Annotated in this window: 16 protein-coding genes; 4 read left to right on the top strand and 12 right to left on the bottom strand. The window is 60.8% G+C overall.

All coding sequences use genetic code 11. The features are described from left to right. Positions 1 to 104 precede the first annotated feature (104 nt). On the top strand, positions 105 to 884 hold the full coding sequence (locus tag B9N72_RS16945; protein ID WP_085277462.1) for an enoyl-CoA hydratase: 780 nt from the start codon (positions 105 to 107) through the stop codon (positions 882 to 884). Between the two features lie 64 nt (positions 885 to 948). Here B9N72_RS16945 and B9N72_RS16940 read toward each other — a convergent pair whose 3' ends face one another. The 7 genes from B9N72_RS16940 to B9N72_RS16910 are packed head-to-tail and all read right to left on the bottom strand — an operon-like array spanning position 949 to position 5,098. Next, entirely contained in the window at positions 949 to 1,725 is a 777-nt protein-coding gene (locus B9N72_RS16940; RefSeq protein WP_085277461.1) for a peptidylprolyl isomerase, read from the bottom strand. 29 nt (positions 1,726 to 1,754) lie between these two features. Continuing rightward, positions 1,755 to 2,549: a peptidylprolyl isomerase gene (locus tag B9N72_RS16935; RefSeq protein ID WP_085277460.1), complete on the bottom strand. Its 795-nt coding sequence runs from the start codon at positions 2,547 to 2,549 to the stop codon at positions 1,755 to 1,757. A gap of 22 nt (positions 2,550 to 2,571) precedes the next feature. Further along, positions 2,572 to 2,838, bottom strand: coding sequence for a BolA family protein (locus B9N72_RS16930; RefSeq protein ID WP_085277459.1), 267 nt, complete (start codon positions 2,836 to 2,838; stop codon positions 2,572 to 2,574). Continuing rightward, complete coding sequence (locus B9N72_RS16925) at positions 2,835 to 3,137, bottom strand: YciI family protein (RefSeq protein ID WP_085277458.1); 303 nt, start codon at positions 3,135 to 3,137, stop codon at positions 2,835 to 2,837. The genes B9N72_RS16930 and B9N72_RS16925 overlap by 4 nt, the downstream gene beginning before the upstream one ends. After that, entirely contained in the window at positions 3,137 to 3,670 is a 534-nt protein-coding gene (locus tag B9N72_RS16920) for a septation protein A (RefSeq protein WP_085277457.1), read from the bottom strand. The genes B9N72_RS16925 and B9N72_RS16920 overlap by 1 nt, the downstream gene beginning before the upstream one ends. A 55-nt stretch (positions 3,671 to 3,725) precedes the next feature. Then, entirely contained in the window at positions 3,726 to 4,667 is a 942-nt protein-coding gene (locus B9N72_RS16915) for an SPFH domain-containing protein (protein ID WP_085277456.1), read from the bottom strand. Next, positions 4,667 to 5,098 carry an NfeD family protein gene (locus tag B9N72_RS16910; RefSeq protein ID WP_085277455.1) on the bottom strand — a complete coding sequence of 144 codons (432 nt, stop codon included), beginning with the start codon at positions 5,096 to 5,098 and terminating at the stop codon, positions 4,667 to 4,669. The genes B9N72_RS16915 and B9N72_RS16910 overlap by 1 nt, the downstream gene beginning before the upstream one ends. Before the next feature lie 259 nt (positions 5,099 to 5,357). Between B9N72_RS16910 and B9N72_RS16905 the strand changes: the two genes are divergently transcribed. Then, on the top strand, positions 5,358 to 5,978 hold the full coding sequence (locus B9N72_RS16905; RefSeq protein ID WP_085277454.1) for an IMPACT family protein: 621 nt from the start codon (positions 5,358 to 5,360) through the stop codon (positions 5,976 to 5,978). 32 nt (positions 5,979 to 6,010) lie between these two features. Here B9N72_RS16905 and B9N72_RS16900 read toward each other — a convergent pair whose 3' ends face one another. Next, positions 6,011 to 6,670 carry an HAD family hydrolase gene (locus B9N72_RS16900; protein WP_085277453.1) on the bottom strand — a complete coding sequence of 220 codons (660 nt, stop codon included), beginning with the start codon at positions 6,668 to 6,670 and terminating at the stop codon, positions 6,011 to 6,013. Between the two features lie 59 nt (positions 6,671 to 6,729). Between B9N72_RS16900 and B9N72_RS16895 the strand changes: the two genes are divergently transcribed. Together B9N72_RS16895 and B9N72_RS16890 are read left to right on the top strand one after the other, a co-directional pair. Next, positions 6,730 to 7,428 carry a ParA family protein gene (locus B9N72_RS16895; RefSeq protein WP_234986030.1) on the top strand — a complete coding sequence of 233 codons (699 nt, stop codon included), beginning with the start codon at positions 6,730 to 6,732 and terminating at the stop codon, positions 7,426 to 7,428. Positions 7,429 to 7,753: 325 nt separating this feature from the next. After that, positions 7,754 to 9,355 carry a methyl-accepting chemotaxis protein gene (locus tag B9N72_RS16890; RefSeq protein ID WP_085277451.1) on the top strand — a complete coding sequence of 534 codons (1,602 nt, stop codon included), beginning with the start codon at positions 7,754 to 7,756 and terminating at the stop codon, positions 9,353 to 9,355. A 132-nt stretch (positions 9,356 to 9,487) separates the two neighbouring features. On the opposite strand, the gene B9N72_RS16885 is transcribed toward B9N72_RS16890, so the two are convergent. Genes B9N72_RS16885 through lptF form a run of 4 tightly spaced genes read right to left on the bottom strand, consistent with a single transcriptional unit; the run spans position 9,488 to position 14,707 of the window. Then, positions 9,488 to 9,940, bottom strand: coding sequence for a MaoC family dehydratase (locus B9N72_RS16885; RefSeq protein WP_085277450.1), 453 nt, complete (start codon positions 9,938 to 9,940; stop codon positions 9,488 to 9,490). Between the two features lie 14 nt (positions 9,941 to 9,954). Then, on the bottom strand, positions 9,955 to 12,525 hold the full coding sequence (locus tag B9N72_RS16880; protein WP_085277449.1) for a [protein-PII] uridylyltransferase: 2,571 nt from the start codon (positions 12,523 to 12,525) through the stop codon (positions 9,955 to 9,957). A 1-nt stretch (position 12,526) separates the two neighbouring features. Beyond that, positions 12,527 to 13,603, bottom strand: a complete 1,077-nt coding sequence (gene lptG / locus B9N72_RS16875; RefSeq protein ID WP_085277448.1) for an LPS export ABC transporter permease LptG — start codon at positions 13,601 to 13,603, stop codon at positions 12,527 to 12,529. 3 nt (positions 13,604 to 13,606) lie between these two features. Beyond that, positions 13,607 to 14,707, bottom strand: a complete 1,101-nt coding sequence (gene lptF / locus B9N72_RS16870) for an LPS export ABC transporter permease LptF (protein ID WP_085277447.1) — start codon at positions 14,705 to 14,707, stop codon at positions 13,607 to 13,609. Positions 14,708 to 14,772: the final 65 nt, after the last annotated feature.

Genomic DNA, 14,772 nt, shown 5'->3' with positions numbered 1-14,772 from the left:
GCAATGGCTGGGCGCACCATGGGCTGCCCTGAGAGGCAGCTGCGAGGTGCTTGCCGCCATGAACGTTCACAACCATAACAAGCGAGAGCGTAGTGAGGAGCATCATGGCGAACAGTGTGACTGTTGAGAAACTCGGGCAATCAGCCATCCTGACCATCAACAACCCTCCAGCCAACCTGTGGACGCTGACGAGTCTGCGCGAGCTGGCGGCGGTGATGGAGGAGATTGAACAAGATGATTTGATCCGTTCCGTGGTGTTAACCGGAGAAGGCGATGCCTTCTTCTCGGCCGGTGCCGACCTTAATCAGTTTGTTGGTGGAGACCGGCAGTTGGCAGCCGAGGTCATCGATGCCTTTGCGCTGGCATTCGGTGCGATCCGCCACTTCCATGGGGTGACCGTGGCCGCAATCAATGGCTATGCCTTGGGGGGAGGGCTGGAGTGCGCTCTGGCATGCGATTACATGGTGGCAGAAGTCGGTGCGCAGCTCGGCCTTCCGGAGACCAAGGTAGGGCTGCTGCCTTGTGCCGGTGGCACCAAGGCGTTGACCGACAAGGTCGGCGTGTCCTGGGCGAAGCGGATCATTCTTGGCGGTGAGATTCTCACGGCGGCCAAGGCCTTGTCCATCGGCCTGGTGGAAGAGGTGGTCGACCCCGGCCTGTCCAAGATCGTTGCCGTCAGCCTGGCGAATAAAGTCGCGCGCCAAGCTCCGAGAGCCATCCAGGAGGTACGCAAGCTGATCATGAGCAGTGCATACCATGACATGGAGGAGCATCTGGTTTTGGAGAAGCAAGCCATGCTGCGGCTGGTCGGGGGGGAGGAGCAGCTGGAGGGGGTGGCCGCCTTCATGGGCAAGCGAACCCCGAAGTGGTGCGACGACGAGTGAGTGCGGGTGCGGCAATGAAAAACGGGGCGGTTATCCGCCCCGTTTTCTATGGCTCGCATTCCGATTACTGGATGCTGGCCTTGGCCTTCAGATCGCTGATGAACTTCTCGATGCGGCCGGACATGATGCGCTGTTCCAGCTGCGGGCGGATTTGTTCCACCGGCGGAGCCGCTTCGGTGCGCACGTCGTCAAGCTTGATGACGTGCCAGCCGAATTCGGTCTTGACCGGTTCCGAGGTGACCTGGCCTTTGGAGAGCTTGGTCATGGCTTCGGAGAACGGGGCAACAAAATTGCTGGCTTCGCTCCAGCCTAGATCGCCGCCGTTGTTCTTGCTGCCCGGATCGATCGACTTTTCCTTGGCCAACTGGTCGAACGCCTTGCCCTTGCGCAGAGCGTCGATCACGGCCTTGGCTTCCGCTTCGGTCGGAACCAGGATGTGGCGAGCATGATAGCTCTTCTTCTCCGGGAACTGCGACTTGATCTTGTCGTATTCGGCGCGCAGCTGCGCATCGCTCACCGGGTTGCTGCGCTGGAAGTCTTTGATCAGACGGCTGGCCAGTGCCATGGTCTGCATGTTTTCCAGCTCGGCGCGGTATTCGGGCGACTTGTCGAGGCCTTTCTTCACCGCTGCCTGACGCAGGATTTCGGCGGTGATCAGCTGGTCACGCGCCGCGGCCTGCATGTCCGGCGACGACTGCTGGCCTTGGGCTTCCATCATGCGGACGACGGCGTCGATACGGGACTGGGAAATGGCGGTCCCGTTGACGACCGGAGGCGCCGCCAAGACGGCGGTCGACAGCACGGCGGCGGTCAGGGTGCTAAGCAGCAGAGTTTTGCGCATGTTGGATAGTATCCTTTGTCGTTCTTGATTTACTGGATTTTGGCCTTGGAGCGAAGTTCACCGACGGCCTTGGCTACGTCTTCTTGCTGAATCTGGCGAGCGATCTGGGCTTTGACTTCGTTCAGCGGCGGCAACTTGGCGTCGCGGATGTCCTCAATCTTGAATACGTGCCAGCCCAGCCCGGATTTGAACGGCTGGCTGCTGCTCTGACCCTTGCCCAGACCTTTCAGCGCCTCTGCCAGCTTGGGTTCCATCTGGCTCAGGTTGCCCCAGCCCATATCGCCGCCAGACTGTTTGGCGGTCGGGTCTTTGGAAAGCGTCTTGGCCAGGTCTTCGAATTTCTTGCCCTTCTTCAGGTCGGCGATAACCTTGGAGGCTTCCGCCTCGCTGGTCACCATGATCTGGCGGGCGTGCACTTCCTTGCTGCCAGCCTGCTGGGAGGCGAGCTGGTCATAGCGGGCCTTGATCTTGGCGTCGGTAACCGGGTTCTGTTTCACGATCTCGGCAAACAGCGCATCGCGCAGCATCTCTTCACGAACGTTCTGCAGGCGCTCGACGAAATCCGGCTGCTTTTCCAGGCCACGGCGCGTGGCTTCCTGCAGGATCAGCTGCTTGTTGATCAGGTTTTCCTTGATCTGCTCGCGCAGTGCCGGGCTGTCCTGGACTTTACCATTGCTGTTCTTGCCCAGGATGGTAACGGCTTCGTCGACGTCTTTCTTGTCGATTGCGACACCGTTGACGGTGGCAACGGCTTGCGCAGCAGCGAGGCCGGGGACGCCGATGGCGGCAACGAACAGCAAAGCGGCGAGACGGGAATGTCGCATGGGGGAATCCTTATCGGTGATGTCAGATTTCGTTCGGGGCGATGGCTTTGATGGCCAAGGCATGGATGCCGGTTTGCATGAGATCGCCCAGCGCCTCGTATACTATTTGGTGGCGCTTGACACGACTCAGGCCCGCGAAGCAGGGGCTGACAATGGTCAGGTTGTAGTGTCCACCGCCCGATCGGGCACCGGCGTGGCCGGCATGGGCGGCACTATCGTCCTCGATGTCGAGGTGTTCGGGTTGCAGGCTGGACAGGCGTTCTTGCATCCGTTGCAGGATGTCGTTCATGCCGGAAAGACCTTGCGGAACGGTTTGATCTCGACCTGCGCGTAAACGCCAGCGGCGACGTAGGGGTCGGCATCGGCCCAGTCGCGAGCCTCGTCGAGTGAGCCGAATTCGGCCACGATCAGGCTGCCGCTGAATCCGGCAGGACCCGGATCTGGCGAGTCGATGGCCGGAAACGGCCCGGCGACGAGCAAGCGGCCCTGTTCTTGCAAAGCCTGCAAGCGCGCCAGATGAGCCGGGCGGGCGGCCAGACGGTTTTCCAGAGAGCCTGGCTGGTCCTGGCCGATAATGGCGTACAGCATTACTTTTTTTCCTCTAGATACTTGGAGAGAAACAGGCTTTGGGCGATGACGAAGGCGAACATCAGGCCCAATCCACCAAATAGCTTGAAATTGACCCAGATGTCTTCACTGAAGCGGAAGGCAACGAACAGGTTGAGCGCACCCATCAGGGCAAAAAACGCCACCCACGCGTAATTGAGCTTGCGCCACACGGCAGCGGGGAGTTCCATTTGCTGTCCAACCAAGGCTCTGATGCCGTTCTTGCCGGCAAGTTCCCCGATCAGCAGGCCGGCGCCCATGATCCAGTACAGTACGGTCGGCTTCCACATGATGAAATGCTTGTCATGCAGCAGCAGGGTGGCACCACCCAGCACCACGATCAGCCCGAGGCTGACCCATTGCATGGTTTCGACCTTGCGGTGGCGCAGCCAAGCGGTCGCCACTTGCAATGTGGTGGCGGCAATGGCGACAGCGGTGGCGATGAACATGTCTCTGCTGAACCAGTAGGCACCGAAGAACAGCAGGACGGGAAAGAGGTCGGACAGGAATTTCATGCAAACGATTATGGGGGCAGGCCGGCCGCAATACAAGCTGCGGCCGTAGGCTGTCTTAACGTTGAACCTGCTTGACGATGCTCATGGCGCTGGCGACCAGGCCGCCGATGTCGGCGACGTTGCCGGGCAGGATCAGGGTATTGTTCTCTTTGGCGAGTTTGCCGAATGCGTCGACGTACTGCTCGGCCACTCTGAGATTCACCGCTTCGATGCCGCCCTCGGTTTTGATCGCCCCTGCCACGCGCTGGATGGCTTCGGCAGTGGCGGTGGCAACCAGGCGCAGGGCTTCCGCTTCGCCGAGGGCCTTGTTGATGGCAGCCTGTTTTGCCCCTTCCGACTGGTTGATGGTGGCCTGCATTTCACCCTGTGACTGCTGGATGGCGGCTTCGCGCGTACCGGATGCGATGTTGATCTGTTCCATCTTGCGGCCTTCCGACGAGGCGATCAGGGCGCGTTTTTCCCTCTCGGCCGTGATCTGTGCCTGCATGGCGTGCAGGATGTCCTGCGGAGGCACCAGGTCCTTGATCTCGTAGCGCAGCACCTTGACCCCCCAGGAGAAGGCGGCTTCGTCCAGGGCGGCGACCACGGCGCGATTGATCTCGTCACGCTCCTCAAAGGTCTTGTCGAGTTCCATCTTGCCGATGACCGAACGCAGCGTGGTCTGAGCCAGTTGGGTAATCGCCAGGATGTAGTCGCTGGAGCCGTAGGAGGCCCGCTGCGGGTCGGTGACCTGGAAGTACAGAATGCCATCGACCTTGAGCTGGGTATTGTCGCGGGTGATGCAAATCTGGCTGGGGACGTCGAGCGGAATCTCCTTGAGGATGTGCTTGTAGGCGACGCGATCGACGAAAGGCACGACGATGCTGAGCCCGGGCTGCAGTGTGCCGTGGTAGCGTCCGAGCCGCTCGATCACGTAGGCATGCTGTTGCGGTACGACTTTGATCGATTTGAGGACGAAGATCACTACGGCCAGAAAGAGGAGGAGCGCCAGTTCCATTAGTGTTGTCCTGGTGGTGTTGAGGAAATCTTGAGCCGGCCGCCGTCGCTGTCGGTGATGTACCCGGTCTGGCCGCGAGAGAGGGTGGGGTCGAGCAGCTCAGCGTCCCATTCGGTGCCACGGTAATGGACGCGAGCCTGACCATTGCCGGCAACGCTGACGATGCGTACGGGTTGGCCGAAGTCGGCCTCGCGGCGAGGCTGGCGCGGGTTGGCGTGGCGTTGTTTCCAGCGGGTGACGAGCCACAGCCCGATGACGCCGGTCAGGCTGGCGGCGGTCAGCTCGGCGGCGGCACCCAGGCCGCTTAGTGCCGCCAGCCCACCCCCGGCCAAGGCTAGTGCTACCACCAGAAGGTAGAAGGTGCCGGTGACGAACTCGGCGATCAGGGCAACCACGGCGCAGGTGAACCATAGGGTAGGGGTGCTCAGCATCGTTACCTTTCCGGCCATGATGGATGGGTTATTGTCCATCCCGACGGAGTCGGTGACAAGCATGGGAGGTGTGTTGGCCTGGCCAGCCTCATCGGTAATGGCTGTGCTTCATCTCAGCCTAGGTAGGGCTTCGGGTAAGATGGAGACTTTGTGTGTGCTGACAAAACCCAGGTAAAAGGGGGGCGGCGGCGAGCCCGCGGATCGATCCGGGAAGGCACAGTGTGATTTATCCGTGGTTCCAGCTTGAGGAAAGGCAGCAATGTTGCAACTAGCGGCACCGGTAACGGCCGAGATCGAGATCAAGAAAAGCCGCTTCATCGTCGTACTCTATCCGGTAACCAGCCGGGCCGAGGCGATGGACCGTCTGGCCGAGGTGCGTCAGCGCTGGAAGGATGCCCGGCATTACTGCTCGGTACTGCTGACGGAAGGGGATTCGGGACTCGACGACGACGGCGAACCTTCCGGTACGGCGGCCAAGCCGATGTATGCGGTGTTGACGCACAAGGATGTGGGTAACGTGCTGGCGGTGGTGGTGCGCTATTTCGGCGGCATCAAACTGGGCGCCGGCGGCTTGGTGCGGGCCTATGCCCAGGCGGTGAGTGCCGCCCTGCAGAATGCCCAGCTACTGCCGACCGTCAAGATGGCTCGCTACAGGGTCAGTACCGGCTTTGCCGAGGAGTCGCGATTGCGGCGCTTTTGTTCGGACCATGGCGTGATCGTGCTGGAGCCCGCTTACGGCGACCGGGTGCAGCTGACTCTGGAAGCGCCAGCGGAGTTGGGGGCGCAGTTGCTGGCCCAACTGACCGATTATCTGCATGGGGCGTTGACGGTGCTCGATGGCCAGGCCAAGGCGCCTACTGATGGCAATGCCCGGGACTAGGTTGGCCGAAGAGTTCGGCCAACCTGTCGATGTCACAGTGACTTGAGGAGGGTCAGGGCGTCGTGCAGGGTGTCGCACGTGGCGAGGGCCTTGGCGTTGTCTTCCTGGCTGGGCTTGATCAGGTCTGGTACTAGGATGACACGCATGCCTGCGGCGTGTCCCGCAAGGAGCCCGTACGGAGAGTCTTCCAGTACGATGCAGCGCTCCGGCGCAATGTCGAGTCTGGCGGCGGCGGCCAGATAAACGTCGGGGGCCGGTTTGGTATGCTGGACCTCGTCACCGGCAACGCTGATATCGAAATAACGCGCCAAACCGGTGCGTTGCAATTTGAGGTCGCACATCAGCCGTTGTGTCGACGTCGCCACGGCGCGCGGAATGTCTTGTTCACTCAGCCAATCCAGTACTGCCTCGATACCGCTCTTGAGGGGAATGTCATCCTCGGCGAGCTGGCGCCGGTAGTGGTGACGGCAGGCCTCGCTCAAGGCTTGGCCGAGAGTGCGGTCGCCGTAGTGCTCGATGACCCGTTCCAGGCTCCGGCTGACCGACAGGCCGACCATGCTGTGAATCAGTTCCTCGGGGATCTGAATGTCGAGCGACTCGCCCGCCAGACGCCAGCTTGAAGCGCTCACCGATTCGGTATCTATCATCAGGCCGTCCATATCGAACAAGACGGCGTCAAAGCTGCGTATCATGGTTGTTTCCCTGTATCCAGCGGCAAGCTGAACAGAATTTCCGAAAACAGGCAAGGGCGATGGCTTCGGTAGAGTCATCGCGCCGTGATGCAATGGAGACGAGCATGGTGCTTTCGGTGCTGGTTGCCAACCCCAAGGGGGGGAGTGGCAAATCGACCCTGGCGACAAATCTGGCCGGATATTTTGCCAACAGCGGTGACAAGGTCATGCTCGGGGATGTCGATCGGCAGCAGTCATCCCTGCACTGGCTGGCACGCCGCCCGCCCGTTCTACCGAGCATTCACGGCTGGCAGGTCGAGCCTGGCGAGCCGGCAAAGCCGCCGAAGGGCACCAGTGTCGTGGTGCTGGATAGCCCTGCCGGGCTTCATGGCAAGCGACTCAACAGTCTGATCTCCCGAGTCGACCGTATCCTGATCCCGATCCAGCCTTCCCCGTTCGACATGTGGGCGAGCGAGGAATTCTTCCATCGGCTGCTGGAAGAAAAGGCGATCAGGAAAAACAAGGTATTCATGGCTGTGGTCGGCATGCGTGTCGACCCGCGCACCCGCTCGGCGCGTGAACTGGAATCCTTCCTGCAGCGCCACGACGTGGCGGTTCTGAGCTGGTTGAGAGATACCCAGTTGTACGTGCAAGCCGCGGCGCAAGGCCTGACCTTGTTCGATCTGCCGGCCAGCAAGGTGGCCAGGGATCGTGCCGCGTGGCAGACCATTATCGAGTGGTTGCGTCCCCCGGCCGAGGAGGGCTGGTGCGATAAATAGAACGGGCCAGTGAGCCCTGGCGTGGTGGCCGGGATAAACGATTTGCCCGCAGAGCCCCGTTTCCCACGCTTTTTGCCTCTCCTTAGCCAGATTCAATGACGTTTCCTGAACCCGGTTCACGCTGGCGACCTAGGGTAACCGTCTTCCCCAACCTTCTGCCGATCCCCGCCATGGCCGATCCGGCCATCTTGCGGCCATCTTGCGGCGGTTTTGATTGGCTTGATGTCGCTCAAGGCAAAGTGAACGACGATTGCTTTGCTTTGTTCCCGGCAATTATTTATTATAAATAATAATTATAAAATATCGTTATTTCTGAGATCGTTTCGTGAAAATCAACCTGCCGGTTACCGACCAGGAGCATCTGGTCGACCCATCCAATCCTATCGTCAGCAAGACCGATGCCAAGGGCAGCATCACTTATGTGAATCGTGCCTTTGTCGATATCAGCGGCTTCAGCGAAGCAGAATTGGTCGGCCGCAATCACAACATCGTGCGCCACCCGGACATGCCGCCCGAGGCCTTTGCCGACCTATGGGAGACCATCAAGACGGGGCGGCCGTGGCGGGGTTTGGTCAAGAATCGCTGCAAAAATGGTGATTTCTACTGGGTGGAAGCGTATGTCACGCCGATCACCGAGCATGGCAAGATTACCGGTTACATGTCGGTGCGATCGGCGCCTCGGCGCGAGGAAATTGCGGCCGCCACGGCGTTATACCAGGCTGTCCGCAACAAGCAGGCGGTGGTGCCGTCCACCCTCAAGGCCTTGCGGCGTTGCGTCGACGTGCTGCGCTGGGCTCCTTTGCTGGCGGGGGCCGGCGTTGTGTTGTTGTTGGCCGGCAGTCTCGTGCCGCCAGGCGTGGGTGGGGCAGCGCTTGTCATGGCCGGCGCTGTGCTGGCCGTGAGTGGCGGGGCTTGGGGCTGGTGGCGGGTCAACAAGGTGCTGGGCCTGTTGCGGCAGGGCTTCGGTGAACTCGCGGAAGGGCGACTCGGCCGCGACCTCCAGGTCCGCGATGGCGGGCTGCTGGGCGAGGTGATCGGCGGGCTGGAGTCGTTGCGCATCCATTATCGTGCCGTGGTGGCGGATGTGATCGGTGCGGGTTCGCGGACCTCCGGCCAGGCTGATCAGTTGCGCGACGAGATGCATTCGCTGGCGGCACGCTCGGTGCAGCAGGGCGAAGGCCTGATGCAGATCAGTCGCAACATGGAAACCATGAGCGCGGCGATCAAAGACGTGGTGGAGCTGGCGGAGCAGAATCTGAACGGCGCCGAATCGACGAAGTCGGTTGCCGAAGCCGGCAAGGACACAATGCAGGCGGCGACGCGGGCTGCCGAGCGCACGGTGTCGGTGGTGGGCACCTCGCGTGCCGCGATCTCCGAAATGGATCACTCGATGCAGCGTATCCGCACCATGACCGACATGATCCACGAGATCGCCGAGCAGACCAACCTTCTTGCACTCAACGCCGCCATCGAGGCGGCGCGCGCCGGAGAAGCGGGCCGCGGCTTTTCCGTCGTGGCGGATGAAGTGCGCAAGCTTGCGGAACGGACCAGTTCGGCAACCGGATCGATTACCGAAGTGGTCCAGCAAATCGGCGAGATCACGCGGCAGGCTGTGTCCAGCATGGATGCCACGGTCGAAGAGGTGGAAGAGGTCAGCGGGCATATTCGCCAGTCTTCGGCCAACCTCGATCACCTGATGCAGGTGGCCGAGCAGGCGCGACGTCAAGCCAACGATCTCGCCATGGGCATGGAGGAAAACTCGCAGTCGGTGCACGAGGTGGCCGCTTCGCTGGAACAGCTCAACACCATCGCCGAGCAGAATCTGCATACGACGCGTGCCATCGAGCAGAGCTCGAACCATCTGGCCGAAACGGCCGGCGACCTCTCCAAGCTGACTGCCGATTTTCGCAAGTGGAATGTCCGCTGAAGGCCTGTTCAGGGTATCAGCCGTGCTGGTGCCCTGAGCCTGCGTCTCTCTGTTCGGGGTGGTGCCCCGGGGCTGCCGACACACCCTGATTAATCCTCAAACGATCATGTCGGGCGGGCCGGTTCTATCGGCTCAGTCCGCTTCGCCGCGTGCCTGGACCCAGATGCGGTTTTCCAGTTGCATGGCGATTTCTTGCCGTTGATTGGTGGTGGTCCAGCGTACGGTGACGATGCCGAAGCCGGGCTGGCTGTTGGAGCGGCGGTTCTCCAGCACCTCGACACACACGGTGAGAGTGTCCCCGGCGCGGGTGGGGCGTGGCCAGCGCATCGAAATGATGTCCATGCCGACCAAGCCGTTCGCCACCGTGCCCAGCTCGGACAGGGCGACCAGGCGCATGCTGAGGCTGCTGGTGTGCCAGCCGCTGGCGGCAAGACCGTCGAAGACGCTGTTCTTGGCCGCTTCGTGGTCGGTATGGAAAAACTGCGGATCGAACTGGTGAGCGAAGGCCAGTAACTCTGCCTCGGTGAGGGTATGGCTACCGGTCTCGAAGCGTCGGCCGAGGGTCAGGTCTTCCAGGAACAGCATGCTTTTCTCCTTCGTTACAGTCGCAGCGTTTCGAGCAGCTCCCCCTCCAGGGCCAGCACGCTCTTGCCGTCTTTCAGCGCCGAGCCGGTGACCAGGAAGGAGTCCTCGACGCGACTGCCCAGCGTCATGATCTTGGCCGAGTGGACGTTGAGCCGGTAGCCAGTCAGCACCTTGGCGATCCTCGCCAGAAGACCGGGCCGGTCGCCCGCCACAATCGTCAGCACAAAGAAGTTATCGCGGTCGTCGGGACGGATCATTACCTGGGGGCTGACCGGGAAGTGCTTGAGGTGGCGGCTGATACGGCCCTCAGAGGGCAGAACGATCGGCGCCGCTTTCTTCAGGCAGTCCGCCAGTTCGAATTCGATGAAGTTGATCATGTCCCGGTAGTCGCCATCATGATGCTCCGGGATAAAGACATGGAAGGTGTCGAGCGCGTAGCCGTGCCGCGTGGTATGGATCTTGGCGTCGGCGATGCTGTAATTGCTTCGGCCGAAGAAGGCGCAGATGCGGGCGAACAGCTCCGGCTGATCTGGGGTATAGACCAGGACCTGGATGCCTTCGCGGTCGTCCGACAGTCGCGTCTTGACCATTGGCTCGGTGACGTGGACGAAGCGATTGAGTACCCGGGTGTGCCAGGCGATCTCGCGTGCTTCATGGCGCAGGAAATAGACCGTGTCCAGCTCATCCCAGAAGCGCTGGATGGCGTCATCGGGTACCGCGAACAAGCGCAATTGGGTGAGGGCCTCTTGCTTGCGGTCATTCAACTCGGAGGCCACGTCCAAGGCGCCGCCGCTCATCAGCACCTTGAGGGTGGCGTGATAGAGGTCTTCCAGCAACTTGGCTTTCCAGGCGTTCCACACCTTGGGACTGGTGCCGCGGATGTCGGCTACGGTCAGCATGTACAGTGCCGCGAGACGGCGTGGAGTCTGTACCAGGTCGGCAAAGCGCAGCACAGTATCCGGATCGTAGATGTCCTGCTTTTGGGCGACGCTGGACATCGTCAGGTGTTGACCGACCAGCCACACTACCAGCTCGGTATCTTCGGCCAACAGGCCGTGGCTTTCGCAGAACTGGCGCGCGTCATCCATGCCGAGCATCGAGTGGTCGCCGCCCCGGCCCTTGGCGATGTCGTGGAACAGCCCGGCCGCGTACAGCACTTCAGGGCGGACGAAATCGTTCATCAGCCTCGAGAGCAGGGGATACTCGTGACTGAAGGCACTGATGGCGAAGCGGCGCAGGTTACGCACCACCATCAGAATGTGTTCGTCCACGGTATAGACGTGGAACAGGTCGTGCTGCATCTGGCCGACGATGCGGCCGAAATTGGCCAGGTACTTGCCCAGTACGCCGTACAGATTCATGCGCCGCAACGTTCGGGTAAGGCCGGGTTCGCGCAGAATCTGCATGAATAGCGCCCGATTGGCCGGGTCGCGGCGGAATTTCTCGTTGATGCGGCTGCGTGCGTGCCATAGCGCGCGCAGCATGCGCGGCGCAAAGCCGGTCAATTCCGGGTTTCTTTGCAGGATCAGGAAGGCCTCCAGAATCGCCGACGGTTCTTTCTCGAACACGTCCGGGCGACGGATGCCCAGCATGCCGTTGACGCTATAGAAGCGGGCGTTGAGATTCTGCGTGACGCGCGGCACCTGCGAATAAATCCGTGCCCGCAGGTTGGGTAGCAGAATGCCGTTCAGCTGGCCGACCGTTTTCGCGGCGCGGTAATAGAGCTGCATGACCTGCTCGCTGGCGCGCTTGGCCGGAGTGTCCTTGAGTCCCCAGGCGAGCCCCATCTGTTGCTGCAGGTCGAAGATCAGGCGGTCTTCGCGGCGGCGGGACAGCAGGTGCAGATCGATGCGCAGTTTTTGCAGTTGGCTCTCGCTGTGCTTGATTAGGCGGGCTTCGGCCAAGGTTAGGATGCCGCGCCGCACCAGTGCATCCCAGTTGTCGCCCAGATCAATGGCCTTGCTGATCCACAGGATGGTTTGCAGGTCACGCAAGCCACCCAGGCTTTCTTTGACGTTCGGTTCGAGGTTGTTGGTGACGCCGAAATAGCGGTTATGGCGCTGTTGCTGCTCGAGAATCTTGCCTTCGAAAAAGGCCAGCGGGTCGCGTTGCTGGGCGAGCGCGGTGCAGGCTGCCTGGTGCAGGGCCGCGTCGCCGGCGAGGAAACGGTTTTCCAGCAGCGTGGTCTCGATCGTAATGTCGTTGGCCGCCTCACTCAGGCACTCGTCGATGGTCCGAACGCTGTGGCCGACTTCCAGGCCGCTATCCCACATTAAACCGATCAGGCGGGTGATCGCATCGTTCAGTTCGGTTTCGTTAGCGGATGGCAGCAGGAATAGCAGGTCGATGTCGGAGTGCGGGAACAATTGTCCGCGCCCGTAGCCACCGACTGCGACCAGCGTTGCCTGCTGGCCGAGCTCCAGTGCCCCCCACATGTCCTGCAGGATACCATCGACGACCTGGCTGTATTGCTTGAGGAAGCGCTCCGGGTCACGCTTCTTCAGGTAGGTCTCGGCCAGCTGCTGACGACCCTCGTTGAGTGTCCGGCGCCAGGCCTTGCAGCGTTCGAGCATCGGGTCGGTCATGTCAGCGCCTTTCTTGTCGTACGGTGATGGTAATACCCGCCAGCAGGAACAACAGGGTGGGGAGCGTGGCCGCAAACATGGCATTCCAGTCGTAAAGCAGGCCCAGGTGCGCAAACAGCCGGTTGACGAAGTGGAAAGTGACCCCCAGGCAGATGCCGACGAACAGCCTTATGCCCAGTTGGGCATGACGGCGTTGGCGCGGCGTGAAGGCGAGAGCCACCAGGGCCATGGAGATGCAGGCCAGGGGGTAGAAGAACTTGCTCCACAGGGCGATCTCATAGCGCTGGGTCTTCTGCTCGTTGCTGCGCAGGTGCTCGATATAGGTGGTCAGGTCCATGGCGGACATCTGCTCGGGTACCACCAGCAGCACGTCGAGGATCGACGGTTCGATCACCGAATGCCAATCTAGTGTGTCGAGTTGGCGTGTTGTCGTCGTCTTGTCGCCCAGCGTGGTTTCCTTGACCTTTTCGAGTCGCCACAAATGCTGTGGCCGCTGATAGGTGCCGCGCTCGGCAAAACGGGTTTGCACCAGGCGGTAGTCCTTGTCGTAGGTGTAGATACGAACCCCGAGCAGGGTGTTGTCCGGCAGCATTTCGCCCACGTTGATGAAATTCTGGTCATCCTTGACCCAGATGCCCGAACGGAACTCCTGAGTGACCATCGACCTGGTCGCCGATAGTTTCATGCGCTCTGCCTGCTTTTCGGAGAAGGGGGCGCCGAATTCGCCCAGCAGGCCGGTGATCAGGGCAAAGCCGATGCCGAAACGCAACAGCACGCCCGCGACCTGGGCGAGGGTGACGCCACTGGTGCGGATGATGGTGTATTCGCTGTTGGTGGCGAGCTGGGTCATGGCGACCATGCCGCCGATCAGCACCACGAGGGGCATCAGTTCGTAGGCGTGACCCGGCATCAAAAGCACAATGTAGAGCAGCATCTGCGGCACGCCATAGCCGCCGTGTCCCAAGTCAGGCACTTCTTTGATGATGTCGAAGAAGGCATACAGTGCGAGCAGCGCCGCCAGGGCATACAGCGTGGCCACGGTCAGCTGGGTGGTGATGTAGCGGTAAATCAGTTTCATGGATCAGGATTTCCGGATGAGCTGGCCCAGGAAGCGACCCGGTGAAATGGCCGGACGGTTGCGGTACGCCAGCATGCCGAGTGCTGCCAGCAGCATCAGCATATGGGGGGCCAGCATCGCATAGGCGCTCAGGCGATCTTGCAGCACCCAGTTACGGCATAGGGTTAGGGCGTTTTGGTAAACGAAGTACGCCAGCAGGGCCAGCAGAAGGTTGTAGGTGTGACCACTGCGCGGGTTGAAATAAGACAAGGGAATGGCGAGCAGCGCCAGGACGATGGTGCTGATGGGCATGGACAGCCGCCAGCCGAGTTCGGCCTTGTCGCCGGCCTTGTCGCTCAGGGCCAGCGCGGCCGAGGTCATGGTCTGGCGCGAGTTGCCGGAGGGAATAAACTGGGGTTGGTCATTGATGACCACGCTGTAGCGGGCAAATTCGGCCACTTCGTAGTCCGCCTCGCCAGGATTGCCGACATAGCGCCGACCGTTTTCCAGCACCAGAAGCCGCTCGCCCTGCTCGTTGGTCACGATTCGGCCGGATTTTGCAAAAATGCTGGCAACCTTACCCTTGCTCATGTCCTGCATGAAGATGTTGGCGGCCGAGCCGTTTTTCCCCGAAAAATTCTCGACGAAATAGACGCGGCGCGAGGAGTGGGATTCCTTGAAAATTCCGGGGGATATGGCGGAAACATCCTCGTGCTGTTTGAGAATTTCGGCGTATTCATGGCTGCGCTGCTCAGCCCAAGGGCCGATCAGTAGCGATGAGATGCCGACCAGAATGGCCAAGGGGACGGCAAAACGCAGCACCGGCTTGACCCAGTCCTTGAGCGATACACCTGAGGCCAGCCAGACGGCCATTTCATGATCGCGCCAGAGTCGGGTTAACACCACCAGGACGCTGACGAATACGGTGAGAATCAACAGCAGGGGAAACAAGCCGAGTGTCCAGAATCCGATCAGGGCCGCTACCGCCTCGTTGGCGATGCGCCCTTCGGCGGCACGGCCGAGCAGATTGATGGTCTGGGTAGTGACCAGGATGGCCAGCAGGACCACGAACACGCTGACCGCAGTAAAAGTCAATTCACGGGTCAGGCTTTTTTGAAAAACCATTGAGCAGGGCCTTTTTGACTTTTTATGTTAAGCGTAGAGATAATTTGAATGAATTTTCAGAGGTG

Origin of the sequence: Pseudogulbenkiania subflava DSM 22618 (assembly GCF_900177275.1) — a bacterium.
Classification (GTDB): domain Bacteria; phylum Pseudomonadota; class Gammaproteobacteria; order Burkholderiales; family Chromobacteriaceae; genus Pseudogulbenkiania; species Pseudogulbenkiania subflava.
Note: the sequence above shows the minus strand (reverse complement) of the source record. Positions and strands in the feature narration are given on the sequence as shown.

Coding starts and splice junctions, on each gene's coding strand:
- B9N72_RS16945 (WP_085277462.1), top strand. CDS start 105: ATGGCGAACAGTGTGACTGTTGAGAAACTCGGGCAATCAGCCATCCTG.
- B9N72_RS16940 (WP_085277461.1), bottom strand. CDS start 1,725: ATGCGCAAAACTCTGCTGCTTAGCACCCTGACCGCCGCCGTGCTGTCG.
- B9N72_RS16935 (WP_085277460.1), bottom strand. CDS start 2,549: ATGCGACATTCCCGTCTCGCCGCTTTGCTGTTCGTTGCCGCCATCGGC.
- B9N72_RS16930 (WP_085277459.1), bottom strand. CDS start 2,838: ATGAACGACATCCTGCAACGGATGCAAGAACGCCTGTCCAGCCTGCAA.
- B9N72_RS16925 (WP_085277458.1), bottom strand. CDS start 3,137: ATGCTGTACGCCATTATCGGCCAGGACCAGCCAGGCTCTCTGGAAAAC.
- B9N72_RS16920 (WP_085277457.1), bottom strand. CDS start 3,670: ATGAAATTCCTGTCCGACCTCTTTCCCGTCCTGCTGTTCTTCGGTGCC.
- B9N72_RS16915 (WP_085277456.1), bottom strand. CDS start 4,667: ATGGAACTGGCGCTCCTCCTCTTTCTGGCCGTAGTGATCTTCGTCCTC.
- B9N72_RS16910 (WP_085277455.1), bottom strand. CDS start 5,098: ATGCTGAGCACCCCTACCCTATGGTTCACCTGCGCCGTGGTTGCCCTG.
- B9N72_RS16905 (WP_085277454.1), top strand. CDS start 5,358: ATGTTGCAACTAGCGGCACCGGTAACGGCCGAGATCGAGATCAAGAAA.
- B9N72_RS16900 (WP_085277453.1), bottom strand. CDS start 6,670: ATGATACGCAGCTTTGACGCCGTCTTGTTCGATATGGACGGCCTGATG.
- B9N72_RS16895 (WP_234986030.1), top strand. CDS start 6,730: ATGGCTTCGGTAGAGTCATCGCGCCGTGATGCAATGGAGACGAGCATG.
- B9N72_RS16885 (WP_085277450.1), bottom strand. CDS start 9,940: ATGCTGTTCCTGGAAGACCTGACCCTCGGCCGACGCTTCGAGACCGGT.
- B9N72_RS16880 (WP_085277449.1), bottom strand. CDS start 12,525: ATGACCGACCCGATGCTCGAACGCTGCAAGGCCTGGCGCCGGACACTC.
- lptG (WP_085277448.1), bottom strand. CDS start 13,603: ATGAAACTGATTTACCGCTACATCACCACCCAGCTGACCGTGGCCACG.
- lptF (WP_085277447.1), bottom strand. CDS start 14,707: ATGGTTTTTCAAAAAAGCCTGACCCGTGAATTGACTTTTACTGCGGTC.